The 17,801-nt window shown below is 59.3% G+C and carries 18 protein-coding genes; 5 read left to right on the forward strand and 13 right to left on the reverse strand.

Annotated elements, in window-relative coordinates; genetic code table 11:
• Positions 1–2: 2 nt before the first annotated feature.
• From M5B96_RS11275 to M5B96_RS11290, 4 genes are all read left to right on the forward strand, one after another.
• Positions 3–944, forward strand: a complete 942-nt coding sequence (locus M5B96_RS11275; RefSeq protein ID WP_248796783.1) for a diguanylate cyclase domain-containing protein — start codon at positions 3–5, stop codon at positions 942–944.
• A 308-nt stretch (positions 945–1,252) separates the two neighbouring features.
• Positions 1,253–2,494: a type II and III secretion system protein family protein gene (locus M5B96_RS11280; protein WP_248796784.1), complete on the forward strand. Its 1,242-nt coding sequence runs from the start codon at positions 1,253–1,255 to the stop codon at positions 2,492–2,494.
• Positions 2,495–2,618: 124 nt separating this feature from the next.
• Positions 2,619–3,329, forward strand: coding sequence for a tetratricopeptide repeat protein (locus tag M5B96_RS11285; protein WP_248796785.1), 711 nt, complete (start codon positions 2,619–2,621; stop codon positions 3,327–3,329).
• Positions 3,330–3,347: 18 nt separating this feature from the next.
• Positions 3,348–3,614, forward strand: coding sequence for a DUF3613 domain-containing protein (locus tag M5B96_RS11290; protein ID WP_248796786.1), 267 nt, complete (start codon positions 3,348–3,350; stop codon positions 3,612–3,614).
• A 29-nt stretch (positions 3,615–3,643) separates the two neighbouring features.
• Here M5B96_RS11290 and M5B96_RS11295 read toward each other — a convergent pair whose 3' ends face one another.
• The 12 genes from M5B96_RS11295 to M5B96_RS11350 form a co-directional block, all read right to left on the reverse strand.
• Positions 3,644–4,612 (reverse strand): type II secretion system F family protein, encoded by a 969-nt coding sequence (locus M5B96_RS11295; RefSeq protein ID WP_248796787.1) that lies wholly within the window; start codon positions 4,610–4,612, stop codon positions 3,644–3,646.
• A gap of 29 nt (positions 4,613–4,641) precedes the next feature.
• A complete protein-coding gene (locus M5B96_RS11300) occupies positions 4,642–5,628 on the reverse strand; it encodes a type II secretion system F family protein (protein ID WP_248796788.1) in 987 nt (328 codons plus the stop codon).
• Positions 5,625–7,067 (reverse strand): CpaF family protein, encoded by a 1,443-nt coding sequence (locus M5B96_RS11305; protein ID WP_248796789.1) that lies wholly within the window; start codon positions 7,065–7,067, stop codon positions 5,625–5,627. Before M5B96_RS11305 ends, M5B96_RS11300 begins: the two co-directional genes overlap by 4 nt.
• Positions 7,068–7,070: 3 nt before the next feature.
• On the reverse strand, positions 7,071–8,291 hold the full coding sequence (locus tag M5B96_RS11310) for an AAA family ATPase (protein WP_248796790.1): 1,221 nt from the start codon (positions 8,289–8,291) through the stop codon (positions 7,071–7,073).
• Complete coding sequence (locus tag M5B96_RS11315) at positions 8,285–8,779, reverse strand: TadE/TadG family type IV pilus assembly protein (RefSeq protein ID WP_248796791.1); 495 nt, start codon at positions 8,777–8,779, stop codon at positions 8,285–8,287. Before M5B96_RS11315 ends, M5B96_RS11310 begins: the two co-directional genes overlap by 7 nt.
• On the reverse strand, positions 8,779–9,258 hold the full coding sequence (locus M5B96_RS11320) for a TadE/TadG family type IV pilus assembly protein (protein ID WP_248796792.1): 480 nt from the start codon (positions 9,256–9,258) through the stop codon (positions 8,779–8,781). Before M5B96_RS11320 ends, M5B96_RS11315 begins: the two co-directional genes overlap by 1 nt.
• A gap of 8 nt (positions 9,259–9,266) precedes the next feature.
• Positions 9,267–10,607 carry a TadE/TadG family type IV pilus assembly protein gene (locus M5B96_RS11325; RefSeq protein WP_248796793.1) on the reverse strand — a complete coding sequence of 447 codons (1,341 nt, stop codon included), beginning with the start codon at positions 10,605–10,607 and terminating at the stop codon, positions 9,267–9,269.
• Positions 10,608–10,663: 56 nt separating this feature from the next.
• The gene (cpaB, locus tag M5B96_RS11330; protein WP_248796794.1) at positions 10,664–11,470 is read right to left on the reverse strand and encodes a Flp pilus assembly protein CpaB; all 807 of its coding nucleotides are present in this window, start codon (positions 11,468–11,470) and stop codon (positions 10,664–10,666) included.
• 15 nt (positions 11,471–11,485) lie between these two features.
• Positions 11,486–12,814, reverse strand: a complete 1,329-nt coding sequence (locus tag M5B96_RS11335) for an AAA family ATPase (RefSeq protein WP_248796795.1) — start codon at positions 12,812–12,814, stop codon at positions 11,486–11,488.
• 2 nt (positions 12,815–12,816) lie between these two features.
• The gene (locus M5B96_RS11340; RefSeq protein WP_248796796.1) at positions 12,817–13,347 is read right to left on the reverse strand and encodes a prepilin peptidase; all 531 of its coding nucleotides are present in this window, start codon (positions 13,345–13,347) and stop codon (positions 12,817–12,819) included.
• A gap of 28 nt (positions 13,348–13,375) precedes the next feature.
• On the reverse strand, positions 13,376–13,570 hold the full coding sequence (locus tag M5B96_RS11345) for a Flp family type IVb pilin (RefSeq protein WP_248796797.1): 195 nt from the start codon (positions 13,568–13,570) through the stop codon (positions 13,376–13,378).
• A gap of 157 nt (positions 13,571–13,727) precedes the next feature.
• Positions 13,728–13,919: a Flp family type IVb pilin gene (locus M5B96_RS11350; RefSeq protein WP_152737077.1), complete on the reverse strand. Its 192-nt coding sequence runs from the start codon at positions 13,917–13,919 to the stop codon at positions 13,728–13,730.
• A gap of 415 nt (positions 13,920–14,334) precedes the next feature.
• On the opposite strand from M5B96_RS11350, the gene M5B96_RS11355 reads away from it, so the two are divergent.
• Entirely contained in the window at positions 14,335–15,204 is an 870-nt protein-coding gene (locus tag M5B96_RS11355; RefSeq protein ID WP_248796798.1) for a DNA-binding response regulator, read from the forward strand.
• Between the two features lie 178 nt (positions 15,205–15,382).
• Here the strand turns inward: M5B96_RS11355 and M5B96_RS11360 are convergent, their stop codons facing one another.
• Positions 15,383–17,305, reverse strand: coding sequence for a methyl-accepting chemotaxis protein (locus M5B96_RS11360; RefSeq protein WP_248796799.1), 1,923 nt, complete (start codon positions 17,303–17,305; stop codon positions 15,383–15,385).
• Between the last annotated feature and the right edge of the window lie 496 nt (positions 17,306–17,801).

Below are 17,801 nucleotides of genomic sequence, written 5' to 3' on the forward strand. Positions count from 1 at the left end.
CCATGGAGCGAATTCTCGAAGATTGGCTACTTCATACAAATCGACGCCCCAAGATTCTGATTGCGGACGATCAACCCAGCAATATCCGGGTGCTGTACGAGCTGTTTTCCGCCCAGTGTGACATCTTCATGGCGGCCAACGGCGAGCAGGCACTCAAGATAGGCCGGAGCGAATTGCCGGACCTGATTCTGCTCGACGTCGTGATGGAGGATATCGATGGTCACGAGGTGTGCCGCCGCCTCAAGGCCGATCCCTTGACCAGCACGATACCGATCATCTTCATTACCGCGCAGAACCAGGCCGCGGATGAGGTCGTTGCGTTGGGGCTCGGCGCGGTCGACTTCATTATAAAACCCATCAACTCGGTTATCGTCCGCGCCCGGGTCCAAACGCACCTGACCTTGAAGTTGCAGGGTGACCTATTGCGCGCGCATGCCTTTCTCGATGGTTTGACCGGAGTGGGCAATCGACGCAAGTTCGATGATGACTTGCTCAGCAATTGGCGCCAGTGCTTGCGAGATCAAGCCCCCATCTCCCTCATTCTGCTGGATATCGATTACTTCAAGCGTTACAACGACCGCTATGGCCATCAGAGTGGGGACAACTGCCTGAAGCGGGTTGCGAAAACGCTTTCCGAGTCGCTCCGACGCCCGCATGACAAGGTAGCGAGGTATGGCGGCGAAGAGTTCGCCTGCATTCTGCCGAAAACCAAACTTGAAGATGCGATCAGGATCGCCGAGACCATGCTGGAGCGTATCCGGGCGCTGGATATCGAGCATCTCGGCTCGGAGGTTGATCGTGTGATCACGACCTCCTCGGGTGTCGCGACCTTGCGCCCTTCCCCCGGTAGCGCTCCGGAGGCACTGTTGGCGGCGGCCGATGTGCAGCTTTATGAAGCGAAGCGTGCCGGGCGCGCACGGGTATGTGCGGTTCGGGAGGAGTGATGGCCAATCGACGAGGCATCGTCGAGCACTCCTTCGGCAATCAGATTGCGCTGTCGCTCGCACATTTAAACTGAAGGCTTTCTTTTATGGCGTTTTGCCTTGATTGAACTACCGTCAAACAAAGAACAAGCCATACCGGCTTGAATTACCCATGTAGAGCTCAACGATCAGATAACGGAGCAGTCAGACCAGCGTCTGATGTCTGGTCGCGCGCGGTATCGAGGATATTGCGCAAACCATTGGTAGTTGGGCTGGCCTGGGGTACCCCGGGCCACCCCACAGACGGCCTGTTTGGCGAGGATGTAGCTATGAACGATCATACCCTGCCCGCTCTCAAGACAATGACTCATGGCCTGTTGCTGCTGGTCCTTGGCATGGACGCCGCTCACGCCGCCGCGGGCAACTGCTCGCAATTGGCCAGCCTGCCCAGCGTGTTCGAGGTCGGCCAGGGACTTCAGGATGAACTGCGCATGCCGGTCGCGATTACCCAACTGGCAGTCGGCGACCCGAAAATTGCCGACGTGCAAGCCAGCGGCGGTAGTGCCTTTATCCTCACCGGCATCACTCCGGGAACCACCAGCCTGATGGTCTGGACCAGCTGTTCGCCGACACCGCGCCAAAGCATGGTGTTCGTCAAGGGCAAAGCCACTTCGGCACTGACCAGTATGTCGACGATGCCTTCCGAAGACCCGCTGCTGCCGAGCCAGGTGCAAACCGATATCCGCTTCGTCGAAGTCAGTCGTACCAAATTGAAAGAAGCCAGCACATCGATCTTCGGCAAAAGCGGCAACTTTCTGTTCGGCTCGCCGGGCACTGTGCCCGGGGTCACTGTGACCCCGGGGCGCATTGGTAGCCTGGCGCCAAACATCCCGCTGAATAACGGCACGTTCAATATCGGCTTTGGCGGCGGCAATGTGCTGGGGATGATCAATGCCCTGGAAGGCAGTGGCTTTGCCTATACCCTGGCACGGCCAAGCCTGGTGGCCCTCAGCGGCCAGAGCGCGAGCTTTCTTGCCGGTGGTGAAGTACCGATTCCGGTGCCCAGTTCAGCCAGCAACAACATCTCCATCGAGTACAAGGAGTTCGGTGTCCGCCTGACCCTGACCCCAACCATCATCGGGAAAAATCGCATTGCCCTGAAAGTGGCTCCCGAAGTGAGCGAGCTGGACTTCACCAACGCCGTGCAGATCGCCGGTACCGTGGTCCCGGCGCTGACCGTGCGACGTACCGACACCAGCATTTCCCTGGCCGACGGCGAAAGCTTCGTCATCAGCGGCCTGATCAGCACCAACAACAGCTCCCAGGTGAACAAGTTTCCCGGGTTGGGCGATATTCCGATTCTCGGCGCATTCTTCCGCAATAACACCATCAACCGTGAAGAGCGCGAACTGTTGATGATCGTCACCCCGCACCTGGTCCAGCCACTGGCCGCCAATGCCCAACTGCCATCGTTGCCTGGCGAGCAACTGCGCAACTACGACCCGAACTTCTACCGCATGTACTTCCTCGATAGCGGCGACTTCGACAATCGCATGGGACTCTCGCAATGAGCCCGAAACTGAACCCGAGCTGGCGCGCCATCACCGGTAACGCCAATGACCTTGAGCGTTTCTCCCCGGCCAGATGGGTTGCCATTGGCCAAGCGCTCAACCTGTTGTAGCCGGAGGAGGCTCTATGAAAGCGCTCGTAGCCATAGCGGCAACAGTGATGCTCGCGGGTTGTGCCAGCAATGGCCTGTCCTCGCGACCAAGTAGCTGCGCCAGTCCCAGTTCGGATCAGCAGTTGAGCCTGAACCTGGCCGACGACATGACCAACGATGGCCGTTTGTATGCCAGCCTGGCGAACCTGGAAGGGCTGCCTGACAACCTGGTTCAGGTTCGCCTGCGCAAGGCGCGGATACTGCGCCTGCTCGGACGTAACGACGCCGAACCGTTGTATCAGGGCCTGCTCGGCACTTGTCTGGCCGCTGAAGGCGAGCATGGCCTGGGCCAACTTGCCGCGGCCAGGAACGATAACGCGGCCGCCATGGAGCACCTTGAGCGGGCGAAGAAGATGGCCCCCACCGACGAAAAAATCCGCAATGACCTGGGGGTCGTCTATCTCAATCAGCAACGGATCAATGAAGCACGTTTCGAGTTTCTGACCGCCATGGAACTCAAGCAGTCCGATTCACTGGCGGCATTGAATATGGTGACACTGCTGATCTATCAGGATAACTGGAAGCAGGCCGCCGAACTGGCGAACCGCGCCAATCTGAGCCCCAAACAGGTCACCGACGCTCAAACTCGCGCGGCAAGACTCAAGACCCCAGGCAACAAAGCACTGGCTTCAGAGGGCAGTCGCACGGCCGAGGTAGTCGATGCCTCAACCAATGCGATCAAGTAGAAAAAACGAGGAATCGAGATGAATACCAAGAGGCTGTTGCTAGTGTCCATGGCTTGCCTGTCCACGACTGCCTGGGCGATTGAGCCGGGTCCCTCTTCAGCGCCGCAACAAGGCACTGAACAGTGGATGCAACTACAGATTCGCGGCGTGGTGGCCTCGCCCCGACTGCAAAGCGTTTCGGCCACCGAACGTGATCTGGCCATGCAGCGCTGGCTGAATAGCTTCACCTATCCGATTCCCGAGCATTTTGATCAAAAGGCATCGGGAAACATGAGCAGCAAATGAGCCACCTCAGTGGCTGGGTCGCGCCTGCCTCACGGCGTCCCGAAAGCGTTGAGCACGCCGATCATGGCCGGGCCGATCGCGATCAGGAAGAAACTCGGCCATAGACAGAAAATCAGCGGGAAGATCAGCTTGGTACCGATTTTCGCGCCCATTTCTTCGGCCGCCTGCGTACGCCGGTCACGGAACTCATCGGCATAGATGCGCAGGGTGTCGGCCACGCTGGTGCCGAAACGGATGCTCTGCCCCAACAGACTGACCAAGCCTTGCACATCTTCCAGCCCGGTACGCACGGCCAGTTGCTTCAATGCCTCGGTACTGCTGATCCCGGCACGGATTTGCGCATTGACCAGGGCCAGTTCCTCGGCCAGCTCGACCTGACTGACCGACATCTCTTCAGCCACCCGCTCAATGGTCGTCGGCAAGGCCAGACCCGACTCGACGCAGACCACCATCAGATCCAGCGCATCCGGAAAGGCCGCGCGCAGCCGGCCTTGTCGCCACTGCTTGCGCTTGCTGACATACAGTCCAGGTACCAACCAACCGATACCCGCTACCAGGATCAACAGCAGCATGCCCGGGGCCAGGGAAAGCTTGGGAATCAGGGGTAACACCAGCAGCGCAAGACCGACCAATATCAGCGGCAGCAGCAAGCGCACCGCCCAGTACATCTGCACCGCCGAAGACGAGCGATACCCCGCGTGTATCAACAGCAGCTGGGTTGCCGACGCCTGAGCAGTTTCGGTTGAACCAAAGCGCTGACCGACCCGCTCCAGCAACAGTTGCAAATTACCTGGCGCATCAGCTCCCGCCGCGCTGCCAAAATGCCCGCGCTTGATCAGCGCAAGACGCCGCCGCATCGGATCCTGAAGACCGAGCAACAGGAGCATCAGGGTAACCACCGCCAGCACCGCACTCAAACCGATCGCACTGACGAACAACAGGCGTGCCAGCGCCTCATTACTCGTCACCCGACTGAACAACCCGAGTATATAGTCCATGACCTGCACCTCCGCGTAGCGAAAACCGCTTAAACCTGAATCCGGATGATTTTGCGGATCCAGAGAATCCCGACCAACATGGCGCAGAAAGCTCCGATGATCAGCTTATGGCCGAGCGGATCATTGGTCAGTACCGGCAGATAACTAGGGGTCGTGACCAGGATCGCCGTTGCCAGTACAAAAGGAATGGATACCAGCACCCAGGCCGACATGCGTCCTTCAGCCGACAAGGTCTTGACCTTGCGCTGAAAGCGGAAGCGCCCGCGAATCAGCCGACTCAAACGCTCCAGCACCTCGGTCAGATTACCGCCGGTCTCGCGATGAATGAGAATCGACGTCACCAGCATCATCACCGTCATGCTCGGCATACGTTCCAGCAGACCGAGCATGGCCCGGCGTACATCATTGCCATAGTTGATATCGGCAAAGGTCAGGCCAAACTCATGAGCCACCGGCCCCTTGTGCTCTTCGGCGACCAGACGCAGGGTTTCGTTGAAGGGATGCCCGGCACGTAGCGCCCGGCACATGGCATCCAACGCATCCGGCAAGCCCTCTTCGAACGCCGCAAAGCGTTTGTTACGGTCACGGAGGATTTTCAGCAACGGCAGCGAGGCCAACACCACAGCCACCGCCAGTACCACCCACCAGGGTGGCGCAAGCAACCAGACCAGGGTTGCGCCCCCCACTCCCAGGGCGATCCCGAGCAATAGCACCCGATAGGCCCGATATTCATGTCCGGACTGCTCGATGAGCTGTGTCAGATCGGCCATGAACGGCAGTTGCTCAAGCCCGGCCTCCAGTGGCGACAAGCGGGTCAGGTATTTCTGCCGCAGCACGGTCTGCATATTCGGCAGATTGTTGGCTTGCTCCAGCACGTGCAAGCGCCCGCGAATGCGCTTGCGCATCTTGCCCGCCTCACCGAACACCGGCACCGTCACCCCCTGGGCCAGGAGGAAGACGGCGATAAACACCATGCCGAGAAAGATCAGAATGAATTCACCGGATATAGCGTTCATGACTGCCGTCCCTCCATCCATTCAGGCCTGAACAGGTCGAGCGGCAACTCGATACCACGCTTGGCCAGCACATCGCGAAAGGCCGGAATCATGCCGCTGGGCCGATAATCACCGAGCACTTCGCCGTGTTCGCCAATGCCACTGCGCGCAAACGAAAAAATCTCGGTCATGGTGATGATCTCGCCCTCCATGCCATTGATCTCCTGCACGCTGACCAGGCGCCGCTTGCCATCCTCCTGACGCTCCAACTGAATCACCACATCAATGGCCGAAGCAATCTGTTGGCGCATGGCCTTGATCGGGAAAGTCGCACCGGTCATCGATACCATGTTCTCGATCCGCCCCAACGCATCGCGCGCGGTATTGGCATGGATCGTGGTCAATGAGCCGTCGTGGCCGGTGTTCATCGCCGTCAGCATGTCCAGCGCCTCGGCGCCACGTACTTCGCCGATGACAATACGGTCCGGGCGCATCCGCAGACTGTTGCGCACCAATTCGCGCTGGCTCACCTCGCCACGCCCCTCGATATTCGAAGGACGGGTTTCCAGACGCACCACATGGGGTTGCTGCAGCTGCAGCTCGGCCGAATCTTCAATGGTGACGATCCGCTCGTTTTGCGGAATAAAGCTGGACAGCACATTGAGCATGGTGGTCTTGCCGCTACCGGTGCCGCCGGAGATCAATACGTTCAAGCGTCCACGCACAATCGCCTTGAGCAGCAAAGCAATGGCCGGGGTCAAGGTTCCCACCTGGATGAGGCTGTCGGTGTTGAGCAAGTCCACGGCAAAGCGCCGGATCGACATGCTCGGTCCGTCAATGGCCAGCGGCGGGATAATCGCGTTGACCCGCGAACCATCCTTGAGCCGGGCATCCACCAATGGCGAGGACTCGTCGATGCGCCGTCCCAGGCTGGAAACAATACGGTCGATGATGTTCAGCAAATGCTGATCGTCGCGAAAGCGCACATCGGTCCGCTGCAACTTGCCGAAGCGCTCGACATAGACCGAGGCATGGCCGTTGACCAGGATATCGGACACGCTCTGATCCGCCAGCAACGGCTCCAGCGGGCCAAGACCGAGCACCTCGTCGGTGATCTGCTTGATGATCAACTGGCGGCTGACCGAACTCACCGGTGCCGAATGCTCATCCAGCAGACGCTGGCAAATATCACGAATCTGCCGGGTCGCTTCGGCCGGCTCAAGCGAGTCGAGCAAGGACAGGTCCATGACTTTAAGCAATTGCTGATAGATCTTTTCCCGCCACTCGGCCTCCACCGGAGTGACCTGGCTCTTGGTCTCATAAAGAATGTCCGGCGCTGCACGCTCCCACGCCATCAACGCCTCAGCGGGATCCAGCAGGTCGTCGCCCTGCTGCCCGACCAACGATACGGCGGGTTTGCCGGACTGTTTGCGCAAGCGGTTACGAAAGTCGCTGATCATGGGTTATCCCCTGAAAAAACGGTTGAAGGCGCGTTTGAGCAAGCCTGTGTCCCCGGTCATCCGGTTACCGGCCAACTGCTCGGTCATCTCGCGCATGGCGACGGTGATTGGAGCCCGCGGTGCTTGTAGCCCCAACGGCACGCCAGAGTTCTGGCTCTGGCTGACCAGATTGAAGTCGTTGGGCAATTGCAACAGATTCGCGCAACGCAGCGCCTCGCCGATGTCCTTGAGACTGATCGCTGCCGCTTTGTCATAGCGATTGACCACCACCTGCAATTGATCGCCACGCACGCCCAGGTCTTCGCGAAGAATCCGCAACAGGGAACTGGCATCACGAAGATGGCTGACGCTCTGTTGCACCACGACATAGACCCGATCCGCCTGCTCCAGCACGGAGCTGGTCAGGTGGTCGATCTGTCGCGGCAGGTCGACCACCACCCAGTCATAGCTTGAGCGGGCCAACTGCAGCAAGGTATCGAGTTGTTCGGACTGGGCATCCTGCGGCAGGTACAGCTCGCCGGCCCGGCCACCGAGCACATGCAAGGTCGGGCTGAAGTGGCTGCAAAATCCGCGTAAGGCGACACCGTCCATTGCCTCGACCTGCTGCAATACCTCCAGATGGCTATGCGACTGCGCTACATCCAGGTAATGCGTCACACTGCCAAATTGCAGGTCCATATCCAGCAACAGGGTATTGCCGCCCTTGACACTGAGCTGATGGGCCAGGTTGCAGGCCAGCAAGGTTGCGCCGGAGCCGCCCTTGGCGCTCATCACGGCGACCAGCTTGCCTTCGACCCCACTGCTGACCCGGACCTCCGCGACCAGACGACTCAAGGCCGCCACCAATTCCGTCTCGACGATCGGCTCCGGCAAGACATCCCGAGCACCGGCCTGCATCGCCAGGCGCATGCCCTCCTGATCACTCAGCGAGCCGCATACCAACAGCGGCGGACGCTCATGGGCCGGACGCTCGAGCAGTGCCGCCAGTTCCTCACGCCACAAGTGGCTGACACGTACCAACAACAGATCGGGCATCCGTTCCAGACCATAGAGCGGGTCGACATGCCCATTGCTCACCAGGCGAGTGCTCACTTCCAGGCTCGCTACGCGCTGGCAAACGCTTTGCAGATCACGCAACGCCGTGGCATCACGGCTGCTGATCAGCAATCGCAGCCCGGGTTTGCCGGTCGCGAAGGTTAACGGAGTTTCCTTTGTATTCAGCATGGAGTGACCTCCCCTGATTCGGAATGATGCCCAAGGGCTTCGCGTGGCAAGGTCGCCCTGAAGGTGGGCAAGGTAATAGGTACGCCAAACCCGGGAATGAACATATTGAATACGTAGCCCTGCAGGCTCAGTTGGACATAACGGATGGCACGGAAGCCCGTGGCACTGGTGGTGTCGGTGGGGTTGGCCACCACGGCACCGTTGCTGTCCAGATAGGTCAGCGTCAGGTTGCCGGTGTTCAGATTGCTGATCAGCGGGCTCGAACCGGTGTTGCCCGCAGCATTGAAGATCGCCCGCTGCAAGACGATCGGATCGCTGATATTGCACACCGCCGCCAGGCGCGCGCCGCGCCGCACGGATTCATCAAGGGCATTCACGGTGAAGTACAGGCGGCCCATTTCCAGCACGCCGAACAACAGAATGAACACCAGCAAGCCGATGAAGGCGAACTCCACCACATATACCCCGCGCATCTGTCTGCAATTCATCACAGAACCCTCATGACAGTCGTGGCGACCAGCGGAATACTCAGCGCAATCGGAGTGGGAAACAGTCCTCTGATCGAGCCGGTACAATTGCCTGCGCCGATCACCGGGCAGAAGGTATAGGTAATGGTGACCTGCACATGGTCGGTGCCCAGTGCGGAGACCGCCACATTTGCGCTCGTCAGCCCCGACACCACCGCGGTCCCGGTACTGGCGGGCACGCCATAGACCGCCACGTTTTTCGTTTGGGTCAGCAGCGTGCTGCTCAGCGCAACGGTGCCGAGTGTCGAGTTCCAGGCCTGGCTGGCCACGTAACGGCTGGCATCGCGGCTGGCCTGTAGCAGGGTGTTGTACTGAAACAGCATTCGGCCAAACTCACCGAGGGCCAGTAACAGCAGCAACAGCAACGGCAGGAGCAAAGTGAATTCGACCAAGGCCACTCCTTGTTGGCCCCTTGCTTGTTTAAATGCATGAAGTGCCATGACGCCCCCTACGAGTCGTTGCTCGGAGTGCCGCTGCCATTGATATAGGTTTTGTAGAGCTGAATGATCTGCGGACCGGAATCACCCGAAGGATTGGGACCTGGTACGTTGTCGCCTTCGCACTCCTGGACGAACTGGCCAAAGATCTCCGAAGTACTTCCCGTGCTACCGGCCGGCTGCACCACGAAATAGCAGCCAAAGCCCAAGACCGGAATCGAGGTAGCGCCATTGTTCTGCCCAGTGCAGTTGCCAATCACGACTTTCAGCATCCGTCGCTCATAGACCCCACCGCTCTGGCAACCCGTGCCAACGCCGGCGACACACCCGGCCGAACTCGCCAGCCAGTCGTTATAGCCAAGCACCGCCTTGCCGCCAGCGGTGAGCGTGCCGTTGTTCGATATGACGGGCTGGCCCTGGTATTCCGCGCGGTTGTTTGCACTGTTCCAGGTGATCACGGGCGTGCTGTAGCTAACGATCAGGTCTGGCGGATAGTCCGTGGCGCTGACCGGTCCGTTGTACTGACCGAAACGGGTATTCAAACCCTGGGCCGTCGGGCCGACCTTGTTGCCCGGCGCGGTCGTGACATTTTTTCCGACGCTGGGACACTCCAAGCCGCCTCCGGCCAGGTCATCCCTGACCGTACTGCCACCCGACCCAAAATCGAGCAGTTGAAAGTTGCCTGGGCCAATCGCGGACGAAGTGCCAGAGGCCGTTTTCATATCCTGCAAATCACCGAAGTGATAGCCCCAGAACATACCGGTGCTCGGGCTGTACTTGGTCGGGTCACCACAGACCATCAGCGGTGCGAGATCACAGGGGCTGGTGGGGCTGGGTCCAGCGGTGGCCATCGCCGCCACCGCCTTGCTGCCCAGGCCGCCACCGCCGAATAGCTGGGCGAATCTCCAGAAAAACCCGCTCAGGCGATAGTTCGATACCGTTACCCGGACATAAGTGGCATTCGCCGGCCCCGGATAGGAGAACGGCCCATAGACGCTGTTGGCCAGTTCCACCACCGCGAAGCTGCCGGCGCTGCCGCCGATGGCCGTGGCCAATTCGCTGTTACCGGTGGCATTGGCATTCAACGTCAGCGTATTCAGCGCGGCAGTGCGGGTGGTGCTGGCAATGCCGGTACCGCCGGTGACCTGACTCAGGGTTTTGGCGCCACTCAGGGCCGCGGCGTCCACCGCATTTTGCAGGCGGGTCTTGTTCAGCAGCAGGTGGCCGCCGTCCAGCGCCAATGCCGCCATGATGCCGATCGCCGCCAACGCAATCACCATCAGTACGGTCACCGATCCCCGCTGGCGCCTGGGCGTTACCAAAAACGGCTGTTGAATTCGAGGACACATCATCAATCCCTCACTTGCCGATAGCATCGCCTGGCGGTCCAGGCACCTATTACGTCCTGTCAGTGCACGTTGACTACATGGGCTTCGGTGCCACGGATAACGGTGATAGTGCCGCCGCCACCGTTGCTGCGGTGCACCACGTGTCTTGGCGCCGTTTCAGTGACCATTGCGACGGTCTGCACAACTGGCGCGACAGTCGTCGGCTTTTTCTCGCTGTTCAGCGGATTGCGCAGGGCCAGTTGCAACTTTCCTTCGGTCTGCGCCGTGACCAGGGATTCCGCCTCGGCGGCGGTCATTTCCAGTGTTACCGCACGCACCACCACCGGCTGCGTCTTGTCGGTGCCCGCGGTCTGATCCACCGCCAACACTCGCAAGTTCTCGAGGATGGTCCTGGACACGGCATTGTTGCCATTGCCATCGGCGTGCTTGGTTGCCAGCACATCGACCCGGTTACCTGGCAACAGGAACCCGCCGACACCGACCACATCGTCCACCCGTACCGAAATGGCGCGTTTGTCGGGTGCAATCAGCGAAGCCAATGTGCTGCCACCCAAGTGCTCGCTCAGTCGTGCACCGCGCACGATGTCACCGCGCAGAATGTCGAACGTGGCGATCTTGCCCACCGCCTTGTCGCTGGAATCGAAGGCATCGTCCGGGATCGTGTCCATGGGCATGCGTACGGTCGTGACCTGTTGGGCCTCGACCATCTGCCCGAAAGGAATCTCGACCGTGGCGACGACCACGCTGCGCAGGTGATCATCCGGGCTGGCATTGAGCCGTGCGCTCAGCCAGGAGTTGGCCATCCAGGCGGCTCCCAGGCCCATGACCAGGGAAATACCAATCAGGGTTGCGGTACGAGAGCTCATATCTGTATCTCCTACTCAAAGAAAGTCGAGCTGGACGAAGTAGTTGCGCCAGGCCCATTCCAGTTCCTGCGGCGACAGTGGTCCGGAACCGCCCTGGTAACGCTGGCGATCGAGCGCCATGCTCAGGAGATCACGGGGATGGCAAGGCACCAGGGGCATGCCTTCAACGGCGTAAAGTTTCTGCAGGGCATAACGCACCAGCGTCGGGTCATAGCGAATGCCCAGGCGCTCGGACTCCTGCTGCCAGATCCGTTCGTACTCATCGGGCTTCAGGTAGCCGAATTGCAGCTTGTAGCCAATCCGCCGCAGGAAGGCCTCGTCGGCCAACTCCAGGGGATTGAGGTTGGTGGAGAACACCAGAATCAGATCGAACGGCAGCTCGCAATGCCGGCCGCCGCCGAGGTTGAGGAAATCGCGCTTCTCCTCCATCGGGACGATCCAGCGATTCAACAGCTCGGCGGGCGCCATGCGCTGGCGGCCCATGTCATCGATGATGAACAGGCCATTGCTGGCCTTGAGCTGCAAGGCGGCCTGGTACTGGCGGGTGAAGGGGTCATAACGGACGTCCAGTTGCTCCATGCTCAACTCACCGCCGGTGATGACGATAGGGCGTTTGCAGCAAAGCAGGCGACGGTCGATCCCCTCGTTGAGCATCAGATTGTTCTGTTGACCGTGGTCATCCAGGCGCTGATGCACCTGAGGGTCATAAATCTCGATCACCGACTCATTGATCACGATGGCCTGGGGCACCCAGATGGCTTCGGCAAACAGGCGAATCAAGCGACTGCTGACATAGGTCTTGCCGGTACCCGCGGGGCCATAAATCATGATCGCGCGCCCGGAGTTCAACGCCACACCGAGTTGATCAAGCATCCCCTCGGAGAGCACTATGCCGGTCAGCGCCGTGCGCATATCGTGGGCATTGATGTGTCCGTGGTGAATGGTCTGGATCTTGAGCAGGGAGCGATAGGTGCTCACCGGGAACGGTGCCGCACCGATATAACCGCTGCGCGACAGGGCATCGCGAGCGGCACCGCGACCGCGCTCAGTCAGGCCATAACGCAGCGATTGCCCGCCCGTTTGTGCGCCCAGCTGACCCAGCACCTCGACCCGCCCATCCTTGCGTAGAAACGCCAGGATCTCTTCCATGACCGCACCGGTCAGCGCCAGGCGTTCCACCAGCCGCGACATGTCCAGCACGCCGGCGTCGTACAAGTGCTTGCACACCAACTCGCCGAGAAAACTATCCGTCAGGCCCGTCTCGCTGATAGTGCACGGCTGGGGGGCCAGTCGCTGCACCGCTTCTCGCTCACTGTGGTAGGCATCACTCTCGACGACGTGCATGACTAACCTCCCAAGCCATTGGCAAAGAGTTGCCAATGGACGGTGTTTAAAGTACCGAGCAAAATGGCAATCGAATAAGGGAACGGCTTGCCGGCCACTTCATCCGAAGTCGGCGCCAGGTAGGCCTGCGCCCTCAGAATCAGCCAATAGCGCCCCAGGGTCTTAAACAATTGACCGCGAACCAGCACTATCAGAAAACCGCACACGCCACCGGCGATCAGGCTGAATAACGCGGCCCATATCGCGTAATGGAAGGGTAAAAAACTACCGACCACGGCCATCAATTTGACGTCGCCAGCGGCCATGCCACCGAGCGCGTACATGGGCAGGAACAGCGCAAAACAGATCAAGATGCCTGACAGGCTGTCGCCCAATCCGCTTACCCCCCCTGTATACATCTGACCGACCAATCCCAAGGCAAGTCCCAACAGGACCAGGGTGTTGGGAATACGGTGGTGCAGCAGATCGCTCACCACCGCCACGCCCAGCAGTCCTATCAGCAAAACAGTCGAAATCAGCATTTCCGTGGACATGGGGCTTCTCCCTACAAGGGATTAATCGTCAGCAGGCAAGGTTGCTATTGACGATTTGGCACAGTGCCGTGATCTTGGCATTCACGCTGCCGCCAAGTAGTGTGAAGGCGACAGCCACCGCGACTGTAATCAACCCACCCGCCACCGCGTATTCCACAATGGTCAGGCCATCCTCATCTTTGACGAACTTGCGCAGTGAAGTTCCTATTGTTTGCAGAGTCATGTTTCTCTCCTACTCCAGCAGTAAAACCGCTCAGAACATAGGTTGGTAGAGGTGACGCGAAGCCCATTGATAAAGTTGCCCGGCAGCCTCATCAGCAAAGATAAAAACAGCCGCCTGTTCCATGGGCATCGCCGTGCCAGCCAACGGCCATTGCCTGTCAGCAGGCAGCACCTTTGACCGCGGCACACAGCGCTGTAATTTGGGTATTCACCGCGCCACCCAACTTCACGAATATAGCCGCAACAGCCACTGTGATTAACCCACCAGCCACTGCGTACTCCACGATGGTCAGGCCGTTTTCATCTTTGGCGAACTTCATTACCGAAGTTTTGATTGTTTGCAGAGTCATTTTGCACACCTCATTTTCGATAGTTGCTCTTCCGGGGAAAGCAGCTCTTTTTGCACTGCTTGTGGCTACCTTAGTCAGGGCAACACCAAGAGGGTTAGGAGGATTTTGCGTATCGCTAGGACTTTTTTGCGGGCATGGCCAATGAGCGGGTTATTGGCCCCAGCGGAAGGGAAAGCAAAGGTTGAAACAAGAAGTGGCTCGCCAATAGCACTTCCGTGATTCACAAGCGACGAACGGTTAATCCTGAGTGCAACGCCAACACGCCGATAAACAACTGTCCGGCCCCGACCACCAGGCAAGATATGGTTCATATAGAACTAAAACAAAATTTCCTTAGCATGATTCAGTCTGAAAAATGATATCAAATTGACAATACTACTCAGTGGATGGCGGCACGCACCTCAGAGCCCAGCACATGACGTCTAACGTGACCAGGAAACCATCACTACTGTGGTTCGATCGGACCCACGATCACTCCACAAGCGAGCTCATCACGCAGTTTGAGCACGCCTGCGACTGTAAACTGGCGAAAGAGTCGGTATTCTCCAGCCAGATGCAGGCCGACATGATCTGCATCCATTACGATCGCCCGGACACACCAGGCCTGAGGATGCTGCTGGAGACCAAACGCAGCGCCCCCACCATCCCGATCACCATGTTCACCGTGCAGCACTCCGAAGAACTGGCCGTATGGGCCATGCGTTCCTGTGTCTGGGAGTACCTGGTGTTGCCCCTTTCGGTCTCCGAGAAGAATCGCTACCTGGCCGCTGTAGTCCAGCTCCACAAGCTGCGCCGCCATGTCAAAGACCAGCGCAAGACACTACAGATCGACCATTCCCCGACCCTGCCGGGCAGTATCCGGATGACCCCGGGCCACCAGAAACACCAGGCGCTCAGCAATGTACTGCTGTATATCGACCAGCACTTTCGGGACAGCATCGACCAGAAGGAACTGGCGCAGCGCTGCGGCATGACCGCCTTTCGCTTCAGCCGCCTGTTCAAGGAAGCCTACGGGCTCGGCTTCACGGATTACATTTTGAACAAGCGCATGAACTTCGCCAAGGAACTGCTCGACAACAGCCAGATGCCGATTACCAGCATCGGCTATGAAGCCGGCTTCAAGGATCCTTCCTACTTCGCCCGCGCCTTCAAGCAGTTCGCCAACTGCACACCCAGCGAATACCGCCTGATGCGCCAGCGCGAGGTGCCTGTAGTCGCGGAACCGATGCAGGACACCGCGACCATTGAAATGCTCGATAACCTGGTTCAGAGTCTCGGCGGCTGAGACGTTTGCGATTCCTGTACATCGGCGAGGCCCTGGCGAACGGACAATCTCGAGGCCGGGCCGGAACCCGCCGCGGTTCACTGCACTGGGCGGGTCATCCGGTCAGTCGGCGGCATGGGCTGAGCGAGGCGTGGGTTAGCTGTTGGGATATGCCGGTCCCCCACGCCACCTTGCTCCGTCAAACCTTGAAATGGCTGACCATCATCTGCAACTGGTTGCCCAGGCGTGCCAACTCGACGCTGGAGGCGGCGGTTTCGTCGCTGGCGGCGGCGGTCTGCTCGGAAATGTCGCGGACATTGATGATGCTGCGGCTGATCTCATCGGCCACGCTGCTTTGTTGCTCGGCGGCGGCGGCGATCTGCTGGTTCATCGACTGGATGTCAGACACCGTGCGGGTGATATTGCCCAGTGAGACACCGGCCTTGCGCGTCAGCGCGACGCTGTTATCGGTCAGGCTACGACTGTTGCTCATGACGTTGGCCACCTGCTGGGTACCGCTCTGCAAGCCGGCGACCAGCCCTTCGATTTCCTCGGTAGATTTCTGCGTGCGCTGGGCCAGGCTACGCACCTCGTCGGCGACCACGGCGAAACCACGACCGGCCTCACCGGCGCGAGCAGCTTCAATGGCGGCATTGAGCGCCAACAGGTTGGTCTGCTCGGCCACGGCCTTGATCACATCCATGACGCTACCGATCTTGTTGCTTTCCTGTTGCAGGACGGTCATGGCCTCGGTGGAGCGCAGCACCTCTGCCGCCAGGCGCTCGATCTGCGCGATGGCCTCGGCCACCACCTTGTCACCTTCACGGGCTTGGCCGTCGGCGTCCGCGGCGGCTTGCGAGGCTTGTTCGGCGTTGCGCGCGACGGCCTGCACGGTGGCGCTCATTTCGTGCATGGCGGTGGCGACCTGATCGGTCTCGACCTTCTGACTGTTAGCCCCGATGCTGGTCTGTTCGGTCACGGCCGACAGTTCCTCGGCGGCACTGGCGATCTGCGTGACACCATCGCGAATACCGCTGATCAGATTGCGCAGGGTCTCGCCCATGAGCTGGATGCCTTGTTGCAGCGCGCCCAGTTCATCACGGCGGGTGACCACCTGGTTGTGCGTGAGGTCGCCACCGGCAATACGTTCGACGACGCCGAGGGTTTCGCGGATCGGCCGGGTAATCTGGCGGGTGATGATCACGGCGGCCAGGATGCCGAACAGCAAGCTCAACAGGGTGCAGCCCAATTGCAGCGTGCGCGTCTGGGTGACTTCGCTATTGCGACTGTCCACCTGCCCCTGGTAAAGGGCCTCGCTACGAGCCGATATCTCGGTCACTTGATCGGCCAGTTCCTTGCCCGTCTGAGTAACGACATCGCTGGCCGTTTTGTAGCCCAGGAAGGCGGTTCGGTAATTGCCCAGGGCGGTTTCCAGCTGGCGCAGTGCATCCGGCAGGGGCGAGCCGAAATGTTCGCCAAGCTGTTTCAGGCTATCAACAGTTTCATTCAATTGGTTGATGGCCTTGCGCTCGGCATCCGCTGTGCCATCGACAATGTAACCGCGAACTTCGAAACGGCTGAGCAGGAACTGGTCCTTGGTTTGGGTGATGGCCTGGAAGCGTTCGATACGGTCTGCGTCGCCTGGGGGTATTTGCAGCACGCCAGCACTGACCGCATCAATCAGCTTCAAGGCCGTCGCGCCGCTGTCGCTGAAGGTTTGCCGGGCACTGTTGCGGGCGCGATAGGCGTCATGCATTTTATTCAGGGACTGCTGGAATTTGCCGATAATGCCCGCCTGTTCGCCAAGCAGTTTCACAAACTCCGGGTTCTTGAAGGTCTGGGTCAGTTTTTGATCCTGGGCGCTGAATGCGTCCAGGCTGGTCTGTACGTTCTGTGCGGCAGCTTCATCGCCACCACTCAGCATGTACTGCAGGCGAGCCACACGCACCTTGTTCAGCAAGGTATTTAGCAAGGTGATATCGCCCATCCGATCACTACGCCAAATCAACTTGTCCAGGCTGTTCCAGCCGGTCAGGGCAAGGACGGTGGTCAGTGCCAATACCAGGCCGAAGCCCAGGGCCAGCTTGAGGTTGACGCTGATATTGCCGAACCATTTGTTCATTCAATCCCCCACAATGCATTCTGTTTTTGGTTTTCGGGGTAACAGGGAGCTGCTCCCGGGGACCACCGGTGATTTTTCCATGGCAGGTACAGGCGCAATATTGCTCCGAAGGAACATCTCTATTGGTTTTTTCTCGATGTTATCCACATCTGGTTTGGTGGCGATAACAGCAACCGTTACTTGTCCCGAACAGATCCAGACGAATGGGGATACAGATCCATACGGATGGAGTTGCCGAGGCGCGTTATTCGGGATACTCAGAAACCACTCTCAGATAGGTCGAGAGCAAGGCGAGCCCCGCTGGGATAAGGACTTTTGCCCAGGATACTCAGAACCGGAGCCGGATAATAGCACTAAGCCATCATCACCAACGAGGTTTCGCAGAGGTGCAACGCGCCCCCGGAATCCCGGAGTCCGTCAGCGGGTCCGCCGGTTGGTTACAGGCCATTGCGCTCCTGCAACTCCCCCTCGTCCAGCACATGGCACAGCACACACC

This window comes from Pseudomonas sp. MWU13-2105 (genome assembly GCF_023242315.1).
Lineage (GTDB): Bacteria > Pseudomonadota > Gammaproteobacteria > Pseudomonadales > Pseudomonadaceae > Aquipseudomonas.